At 22.4% G+C, this 8,537-nt stretch carries 9 protein-coding genes; 4 read left to right on the forward strand and 5 right to left on the reverse strand.

Annotation, left to right across the window (positions count from 1 at the left end; genetic code table 11):
- Nucleotides 1–203 precede the first annotated feature (203 nt).
- Complete coding sequence (locus OC705_RS01930) at nucleotides 204–332, forward strand: hypothetical protein (RefSeq protein WP_304512589.1); 129 nt, start codon at nucleotides 204–206, stop codon at nucleotides 330–332.
- Nucleotides 325–645 carry a metallopeptidase TldD-related protein gene (locus tag OC705_RS01935; RefSeq protein WP_304512590.1) on the forward strand — a complete coding sequence of 107 codons (321 nt, stop codon included), beginning with the start codon at nucleotides 325–327 and terminating at the stop codon, nucleotides 643–645. The genes OC705_RS01930 and OC705_RS01935 overlap by 8 nt, the downstream gene beginning before the upstream one ends.
- Nucleotides 646–733: 88 nt before the next feature.
- On the opposite strand, the gene OC705_RS01940 is transcribed toward OC705_RS01935, so the two are convergent.
- From OC705_RS01940 to OC705_RS01960, 5 genes are all read right to left on the reverse strand, one after another.
- Nucleotides 734–1,282, reverse strand: a complete 549-nt coding sequence (locus OC705_RS01940; RefSeq protein WP_304512591.1) for a hypothetical protein — start codon at nucleotides 1,280–1,282, stop codon at nucleotides 734–736.
- 65 nt (nucleotides 1,283–1,347) lie between these two features.
- On the reverse strand, nucleotides 1,348–2,475 hold the full coding sequence (locus OC705_RS01945) for a metal ABC transporter permease (protein ID WP_304512592.1): 1,128 nt from the start codon (nucleotides 2,473–2,475) through the stop codon (nucleotides 1,348–1,350).
- Between the two features lie 3 nt (nucleotides 2,476–2,478).
- Nucleotides 2,479–3,531 (reverse strand): metal ABC transporter permease, encoded by a 1,053-nt coding sequence (locus OC705_RS01950; protein WP_304512593.1) that lies wholly within the window; start codon nucleotides 3,529–3,531, stop codon nucleotides 2,479–2,481.
- The gene (locus OC705_RS01955; protein ID WP_304512594.1) at nucleotides 3,528–4,280 is read right to left on the reverse strand and encodes a metal ABC transporter ATP-binding protein; all 753 of its coding nucleotides are present in this window, start codon (nucleotides 4,278–4,280) and stop codon (nucleotides 3,528–3,530) included. Before OC705_RS01955 ends, OC705_RS01950 begins: the two co-directional genes overlap by 4 nt.
- A 4-nt stretch (nucleotides 4,281–4,284) precedes the next feature.
- On the reverse strand, nucleotides 4,285–5,340 hold the full coding sequence (locus OC705_RS01960; protein ID WP_304512595.1) for a metal ABC transporter solute-binding protein, Zn/Mn family: 1,056 nt from the start codon (nucleotides 5,338–5,340) through the stop codon (nucleotides 4,285–4,287).
- 797 nt (nucleotides 5,341–6,137) lie between these two features.
- Here OC705_RS01960 and OC705_RS01965 point away from each other — a divergent pair.
- Both OC705_RS01965 and OC705_RS01970 read left to right on the forward strand, forming a co-directional pair.
- On the forward strand, nucleotides 6,138–6,644 hold the full coding sequence (locus OC705_RS01965; RefSeq protein WP_304514049.1) for a hypothetical protein: 507 nt from the start codon (nucleotides 6,138–6,140) through the stop codon (nucleotides 6,642–6,644).
- A gap of 908 nt (nucleotides 6,645–7,552) precedes the next feature.
- On the forward strand, nucleotides 7,553–8,326 hold the full coding sequence (locus OC705_RS01970; RefSeq protein WP_304512597.1) for a Bax inhibitor-1/YccA family membrane protein: 774 nt from the start codon (nucleotides 7,553–7,555) through the stop codon (nucleotides 8,324–8,326).
- Nucleotides 8,327–8,537: the final 211 nt, after the last annotated feature.

The following is an 8,537-nucleotide window of genomic DNA, read 5'->3' on the forward strand; positions in this document are numbered from 1 at the left end:
ATATGTTCACAACCAATATAACCCGAAACTGGTTAAAAGAGTTCATATTCCGAAAGGAAAAGATAAAACTAGACTACTTGGAATTCTTACTATTCAAGATAGAATCATCCAAAAGGCTTATAGAATATTTGAAAAGAATAAAAGGTCAAGAATAAACATTTAACCAGTGGTGACACGAAGTTAAACCCGAAAAGGGATAAATTATGGAAAGCGGTGTGCTTGGAAACTTGCTCGCACCGTTTGGACGGGGGCTGTTGGTAATATTTGATAGAAAGATAAATCCTATCAAAGAAACGCCAATAATCTATTCGTATTTCTATTTCTATGAGTAATTGTTATTTAAAATCTGGGGATAAAAATTTACCTGAGTTATTATATGATGTTAAAGATGGTATTTATGTTAATTCTATAGTAGGTTGTCATGCAGGTATAGATGAGATAAGTGGATCTTTTAGTTTGCAAGCTTCAGGTTTTTGTATTAAAAATGGTTTTATAAACAATCCTTTTAATATGGTTGTTATTTCCGGTAATTTTTTTGATTTATTAAACAATATCCAAGATATTGCTAATGACTTTAAATTTCAAATATCTGGTTTCGGCAGTTCTAGTGTACATGTTGGTTTGTTAAATGTATCGGGTAGTTGAAATTATATTATATATTAATTTATTTGATATAAAATAAAAAAAACTATTTATAGCTTTTAAGGCTATAAATAGTTTATTAATTTTTAAATTATTTAGTAGGAGTTTGTTCGCTTCTTAAATTTTCAATAACTTGTGTCATTTTTGCTGTTAAGTAATCTATTGAAAGGAATTTTGTAACTTGATCTGCATATGTAGTACTTACGTGTTCATTTATTAATTTTAATAAAGGTGTAAAATAATACAATTTTATTTCATTAGGCAATGCTGCGTCGTAATAATCATTTGGTAAATATTTATCGCACTCAAAATTAGCTAATTTAGAGAAATCTACATCAGAAGGATCCCATTCTTGGATTGCAAAAAAATCTTGAAATATGTAATCAAAGAAGTATTCTATTGCTTTTTTAAGTGGAACTTGAGTTTTAAATTTTTGATCAACATCTTTTAATACAAGATATTGAATGTAAGATAAAATTTTTTCTCTTTTATCATTAGCTGATTGTGAAACTTGGTCGAAATATTGACCAGTATCAAAAGCTTTTATAGACATTTTAGCATTGTTTATAGTGAAAATGGTTAATATACAAGCTAAACTAACTGAGAAGAATAAAATACTATTTTTTATTATTTTTAACAAAAAAATAGCCTCCCTTTTTAATTTTCATTCTTCAGTATTATTTTTATCTATGGGACAATTTAATTTTAACATTTTTTAATTTTAAAGTAAAGAAAATTATTATCTTGTTGTTGGGATTGGATAAAATTTTTTCCTAAAGGGCTAATTGTTATTTGATTAGTCTTATTATAAATAATATAGTTATTTTTAAAAGCTTGTTCTATACATTTTTTAAAAATTTTATTATTCCATTTTAAATCTTCTTGTATAATGGTTAATTGTTTTTTAAATGGTTGGTTTTGATGATTTTCTAAATGAATTAATAAATTTAACATTAAAAAATTTTTTTTCTGTTTGTGATTTTGTATAATTGTTGTTATTATACCTTTTCTTTTTTCAAAAATTAAAACCAATAAGAAATGTATTAAATTAACAATGGCTATTGCACTAGCTATAGGTATATCCCATAATATTCCTGAAAAGTATCCCAAATAAGTATTTATTAAACTGATCCATAAAGATAATAAAAATCCAGACAATAAATTAGATGTTAAAAGAATAGCGGTCATAGCTGGTCCTATCATACAAGATATTACCATAATAGAACCAACGATATCAAAACAAACAACTACTGTTAAAGAAACTAAAGTCATTAATAAGTAATTAATAATTATTGTAGAAAATCCTAATAATGAACATAAGCATGGATCAAAAATAAAAATTTTAATTTCTTTAAAAAATAAAAAAATATAAATTAGGTTAATGATTAAAATCGGTAATATTTTATATATTTGTTTTAAATTAATTAATTCTACATTTCCCAGAAATACTGCATCTGTATCTATATGCACATTACGTGTGTAATTATTAATTATGATAATAGCTATAGAAAATAAAAAAGTTAAAATTATGTTAATAGCTCCGTCTGATGAAATTTGAGCATTTTTTTTTAGTATTTCTATTAAAATAACGGTAATTAAACCAGTTGAAATAGCTCCTATAATTAATAATGGTGAATTTAAATTTCCAGTTATTAAAAAAGCTAAAACGATACCTAACAATACTGTATGACTAATAGCATCCACTGTCATAGTCATTTTTTTTAATACTAAAAAAATACCTAAACTAGCTAAAGCTAATGAAGTTATAGTTAAGATTAAAAATACATCCCATTCAATTTTTGTAGCTATTTTATTTAAAAATTGTATTATCATTTGTTAAAATTCCTTATTGATTAATTTTTGAATGATTCTTTTACCTTTAGAAGTGATTATAATTTTTTTATTTATACAAATAAGATATTTTTGTTGAAATAAAAATTTTTCTAAATTAATATCTTCGCTACATTTATTTTTTAAATAAATATTAATTAATGATTTGAATTTTTTAAGATTTTTTAGATATTTTTTTTGTTTGATATATTTTGTAATTAAACTTCTTTTGGGCGCTAATAATAATGTAGCTATGATTAAAATATCAGTAATTATGATAATAATGGGTCCTGTAGGCATATGCGGTATTTGGTAACTAATAAAAATACCTATTAAGCTAACAATAGCAGTTATTATAGCTGATAAGATAGCGGTTATATGAAGTTTGTTACTAAATTGTAAAGAAATTATTCCAGGTAAAGTTATAAAAGAACTAGTTAAAATAACCCCCATTAATTTCAAACTAATTATAATAATACTAATTAACAACATATTTAAAATAAAATTTATTAATTTAATATTAAAACCAATACTGCGAGTAAAGGTTGAATCGAAGATAAATATTTTAAATTCTTTCCATAAAAAAATAATAATTATTCCAGTAATAACAGTAACTATTGTTATATAAATGATATTATTATAAGAAATAAGAGCTATTTGCCCTAATATGAATTTTTCTAAAACAGCAATTTTATTATTTGCAGATATTTTTTGGGCTATAGATATTAAAATATTTCCTAATCCGAATAAAGATGATAAAATTAGTGATAAAATTGCATCTATTGGAAGAATAGAATATTTTTTTATTAATTCTATTAACCCTATAGCTATTATCGAAGATATAAAGGCGCCTACCCATAAAACCCATTCGTTTGTTTTTTGAGTTAATAAGTACATTATTACAATACCGGGCAAAATAGTATGAGCAATAGTATCGCCTAGTAAACATTGTTTACGAAAAATCATAATAATACCTATAATTCCTGAAGCGCAACCTAATAAAGAAGTACCTGTTAAAAGTTTGATATTGGTATAGTTCCAGAATTCTGTAATATTCATAATATTTTTGTTATTTTCCGTCCTTTCGAAATATTTCGAAAAGTTTTATTTATATTATCCGACGTAAAACATTTTATAGTTGTACCGCTCGCTATTTTATATAAATTAAGTAAAACAATATGATCGAAATATTGTTCAACTGTAGTCAAATCATGATGTATTGCAATAATTGTTTTTCCTTCTTTTTGTAAGTTTTGTAAAATGGAAATAATTTTTTTTTCTGTTTGTATATCGATTCCTTGTAGAGGTTCATCTAATAGATAAATTTCTCCTTGTTGCGCTAACGATCTGGCTAAAAAAACTCTTTGTTGTTGTCCGCCTGATAATTCTGAAATTTGACATTTTTGAAAAGATAACATATCTACTTCTTTTAAAGCTTGTATGGCAATATTTTTATCTTTTTCAGTTGGTCTTTTAAACCATCCTAAATGTCCATATCTTCCCATTAAAACTATATCTAGAACTGTTGTAGGAAAATTCCAGTAAGCTTCATTTCTTTGTGGTACATAAACTATTTTTTTTTGTAGATGTTTATATGGTTTTCCAAAAAATAAAATTTCTCCTGAGATTTTTGGAATTAATTCTATTAAAGTTTTAATTAAAGTGGATTTACCAGCTCCGTTAGGACCTAATATAGCAGTAAAAGATCCTTTTGTAATGTCTAAATCTATATCCCACAGAACAGGCTTTTGATATTGGTAAGAAACAGTTAAATCTTTTATTTGAATTGCTATTTCTGGTTTTTGCATTTTTTTATGTTAACTCCTTGCTAATAATATCAATATTATGTAAAAAAGCTCCTATATAACTAGACATTTTAAAATATTGATTTGTTTCTGGCAATTGTTTATAATTTGGATCTTCTTTAGTGCCTAACGAATCCGAATATAATTCTTGATCACTAATTTTTATTTTAAAATTAGGTTTATGATTTTTTACTGCTTCTATTAAACTATCGAGATAGTTGTGTGGAACCGATGATTCTATAAAGATAGCTTTTACTTCGTGTTTTATTATAATTTCAGCTATTTTTTCGATATCACGAGGAGAGGTTTCGGTCTGTGTGGATATTCCTTGTATAGAGTATAATCCTTTAAATTTATTTTCTTTAGCTAAGTATGAAAAAGCATCATGAGCTGTAATGAGTATAATTTCTTTATTTTCAAATTTTTTTCTAGTAATTTTTTTTAAATAATTTAATTGTTCCATATATAAATTAAAATTATTTTCTAGCGATTTTAGATCTTGTGATTCGAATAATTTAAATTGCAACTGTTCTTTTAGATTTTTTAACACTTGTTGCCATAAATCGATACTGAACCAAATATGAGGATCTTTTTGACCTGTTATTTCATCTATAATTAATTGATCATTTTTAATAGCTTGATCAGCAGACCATATATTAGATGTAGGGGCTATTAAAGAAAAGGAGTCTGTCATTTTAGATTCTAAATGCAATCCGTTAGTTATAATTAAATCAGCTTTTTTTATAGCTATTCTGTCGGATTGTTTTATTTTATAATTATGAGGATCTACCCCGGCTTCCATTAAAACATAAGTTTTTATATTTTCAATTTTTTGATATTTTTTATCTTGTGGATTTTCTTTTTCATCTATATTTCCTATTAAATGATTAACTAAATCATCTAATAAATTAGTTGTAGAAGTAATAATTATTTTTTTATCTATATTTTTATTTTCTTGAGAATAAACTGAAATTGAGTAAAAAACAATATAATTGGTAATTATAGTTAATAAAAACATAAATATAAACCAAATATAATTATTTTTAGGTAAAAAATTTTTCATTTTTAATCTAGATCTAAATTTAATTTTTTTTAAATTTAATAAACCTTTCTAAATTTTGTTAGAATTTTTTTTCATTTTTATTCAAATTTGTTATTATATTTTAAGTTAAATTTTTGTATATTTTAAATTTTGTTTTTACTTGTGAATTTTATATTCATGAAAATTAAAATCGATTTTAAAATATTTTGATTTTATTTTATTAAAATTTGTATTTTTTTGAAATTTAAAATTTCTTCAACAATATTAAAGTATCCGTTCATTTGATTATAGTTGTTATTATAAAAATGAAAACTATAAAATTTTTTTTTGCATTAATTTTAACATATATTTATTTTAATGTCAAATTTATTCTTTTTAATAATTATGATTTTTATAAAAATATTCATTTCATTAAAATACTATCTATAAATAATATTTTTTTATCTTAAATTAAAAAATTATTTTTTGATTTTTTGGAAAATTTTTTTATTTTTAAAGGTATTTTTAAAATTATTAGATTATAAATATGGTATAATTTAGTTGTTCTAAAATTTATAATTTTTATGTAATATTTTGAAAAAAATTATTTTAAATTAATTTAATTTCTTTTTATTATAAATTTATTATAAAATTACTAAACGGTAACTTTTATTTATAATTATTCAGAAACAGAAATTATTTTTTCAAATATTCTTAAAAAAATTTCATGTTCTAATTCAAACATCTTATTTGTACAATAATATTGAGTGGAAAACAATAATTATTTTTATTTTTTATTTTTAAATTAAATATATTGTCAAGAGATAAGAGGTTAAAAAATGATTTTAAAAACTAAAAAAATAAATAATTTTTCTGGTTTTATAATGATTTTATTAATTATTTTTTTATTTTTTACTGTAATTTCTATTATTAGTTTTTTATCTAAATTATATTACGCTAAAAAAAATTTATTAAATAAATCGTGGAATGAATCATATTTATCAAAAAACATTGATACGCCTCAAACAAAGCTTAATGAACCTGAGTTATCTTTAGATAAAACTCCAAAAACATTTAATAAAGTTAATGAAGAATCACCTTTTTTGACTAGAAAAGTAAATGGAATTGATATTGAATTTAAGTTTTTAGGTTATGCTCATGATATAGATTCAAAAGGTAATACTAATATCATTTATGAAGATGTTGATAAAAATTTTAGACTTACTTGTTATGTTAATGTCGAGAGCGGACAACAATTAGAGGAAAGTTTATATCAACGTTTGCCTAAAGAAAATGAATGGAAAGCATTAAAAATTGATTATTTCCCTTTTAAAAAAAATGTTTAGTTTAAAACAAAGTCGTCAAAAAGTCTATAAATTATCCTATGATTTTACTAATCACCAGCGCGATAAACACTGTAAGGTTAAAAACGGTTTTTGAAGGAAGCCATCAGGAATTACAGTAGTTATATTAAAAGCGGGTTACGACGAAGTAGTTAGTCAAGAAGATATCGCCACTGAATGATTTTAAGAATAAGTCGAAAAAAAGTTTAAAAAATAAGTAGATGTGATAAACTAACCTGTCTCGCAAACTTACTTTATAGGTGAACAGTCCCAATTTTATCCAATATATATTTGGTATTGGATAGTTTATCAATTAATAAATCTGGAATCTCATCATTCACAAAAAGGTTATTTCTATTAAAGTAATTTTTGTTTTAGTCAAGATGATGAAAAATATAAATTATTTAATTTCTAGAATAATATTTGATACTAAAAATTAGTAAATATAAATCTTGATATGGTTAAATGCAAATAATTTATCAAAATATAATATAACATTTATCCATATATAAAAGATAAAATTATTAAAAGATAAAAATAAATTTTAAATTTTTTTTTATTTAAACATCACTAATAAAACAAAGAAAAAATAAAATAAATTATTTGTTTCATAGGTAATTTTTTTGAATTAGAAAGATTTTTTGATAAAATTATTTATATTATTAATTATTAAAAATAATTTTTGAATTAATTAAATTTTTTTTAATTTTAATAATATATACAATAAATTATGAAAAATTTAAATATTTATTTATAATTAAGATATCTTTATTAAAGTGATTGTTAAAAAATAAATAAGAATTCTTAATTTGATTCGTTTTCAATTTTTATTATATTTAAAAAAATTTATTTTTTTCATCGATGTAATTTAATAAAAAATAAATAGAAAGGGTTTTTAATATTTTATTAAGATGATTAAGCGAGATAAAAATTTTATTTTAACCAACGTTATTAATTCTTCTAAATCCCAAATGAAAAATAGTTATTTTATAGTAGATTATTCTACTAGATTAGGAATTGCTATTAAAACTTTATTTTTACTTATGGTTAGTTTGTTTGCCGGTATATTTTATTTTCGTTTTTTATCTATTTTTTCATTAAATAATCAGTTGCAATTGGCTTTTGCTTCTATAGTATCCATGTCTGTTATAGGTTTTTTTTTGGTTTTGTATAGTTGTTTGTCTAAACATATCACCAATTTGAGAACAGTTTCTATTTTATATGCCTTATGTCAAGGAATATTTGTAGGTAGTTTTTGTGATGCAATAAATATTATTTATTCAAATGTATTACCTATTTTTATGTTTGCTTTAGTATGTGTTTGTTTTGTATTTGTATTTATGAATTTGTTGTATTCTTTAGGTTTTGTAAAAGTTAATTTTAAATTAAAAATTTTTCTAATCATGTTATCTGTATGTTTAATGTTTTTTGTGAATATAAATTTTTTTATGCGAAATAGTTTTTTAGGATTTATAATTTCTATTATTAGTATTTTGATTGGCTCTTTAGAATTAGCTAGAAATTTTGCTGCAGTAGAATATTTAGTTCAAAATCGTTTAGATGTAAAATATGAGTGGCCTTTGGCTTTTTCTTTTCACATGATTTTAATTAATTTATTTATAGATTTTGTTATTTTGTTATTGAGGTTTATGAATTTTCGAGACAATAAGAGATCAATTTTTTAATTAATGGATATTGGTAAAGAAATATTTACTAATTAGTTATTTGATTTAATTAAACAAAATTGTTGTTATTATTAACCAAAGAATGCCAAAGAGGCCTAAATATCGTGTGATTTTACCAATCACCAGTGCGATAAACACTGTAAGGCTAAGAACGGTTCTTGAATGGAAACTCTCAAGAATTACAGCAGTTCTTAAAAGCGGGTTGCGACGA

The sequence above is a fragment of the Candidatus Phytoplasma fabacearum genome (assembly GCF_030586805.1).
Lineage (GTDB): Bacteria > Bacillota_I > Bacilli_A > Acholeplasmatales > Acholeplasmataceae > Phytoplasma > Phytoplasma fabacearum.

Excerpts from the sequence above, each read along its gene's own strand:
- OC705_RS01930 (WP_304512589.1), top strand. The coding sequence starts at position 204 with ATGGAAAGCGGTGTGCTTGGAAACTTGCTCGCACCGTTTGGACGGGGG.
- OC705_RS01935 (WP_304512590.1), top strand. The coding sequence starts at position 325 with ATGAGTAATTGTTATTTAAAATCTGGGGATAAAAATTTACCTGAGTTA.
- OC705_RS01945 (WP_304512592.1), bottom strand. The coding sequence starts at position 2,475 with ATGATAATACAATTTTTAAATAAAATAGCTACAAAAATTGAATGGGAT.
- OC705_RS01950 (WP_304512593.1), bottom strand. The coding sequence starts at position 3,531 with ATGAATATTACAGAATTCTGGAACTATACCAATATCAAACTTTTAACA.
- OC705_RS01955 (WP_304512594.1), bottom strand. The coding sequence starts at position 4,280 with ATGCAAAAACCAGAAATAGCAATTCAAATAAAAGATTTAACTGTTTCT.
- OC705_RS01960 (WP_304512595.1), bottom strand. The coding sequence starts at position 5,340 with ATGAAAAATTTTTTACCTAAAAATAATTATATTTGGTTTATATTTATG.
- OC705_RS01965 (WP_304514049.1), top strand. The coding sequence starts at position 6,138 with ATGATTTTAAAAACTAAAAAAATAAATAATTTTTCTGGTTTTATAATG.
- OC705_RS01970 (WP_304512597.1), top strand. The coding sequence starts at position 7,553 with ATGATTAAGCGAGATAAAAATTTTATTTTAACCAACGTTATTAATTCT.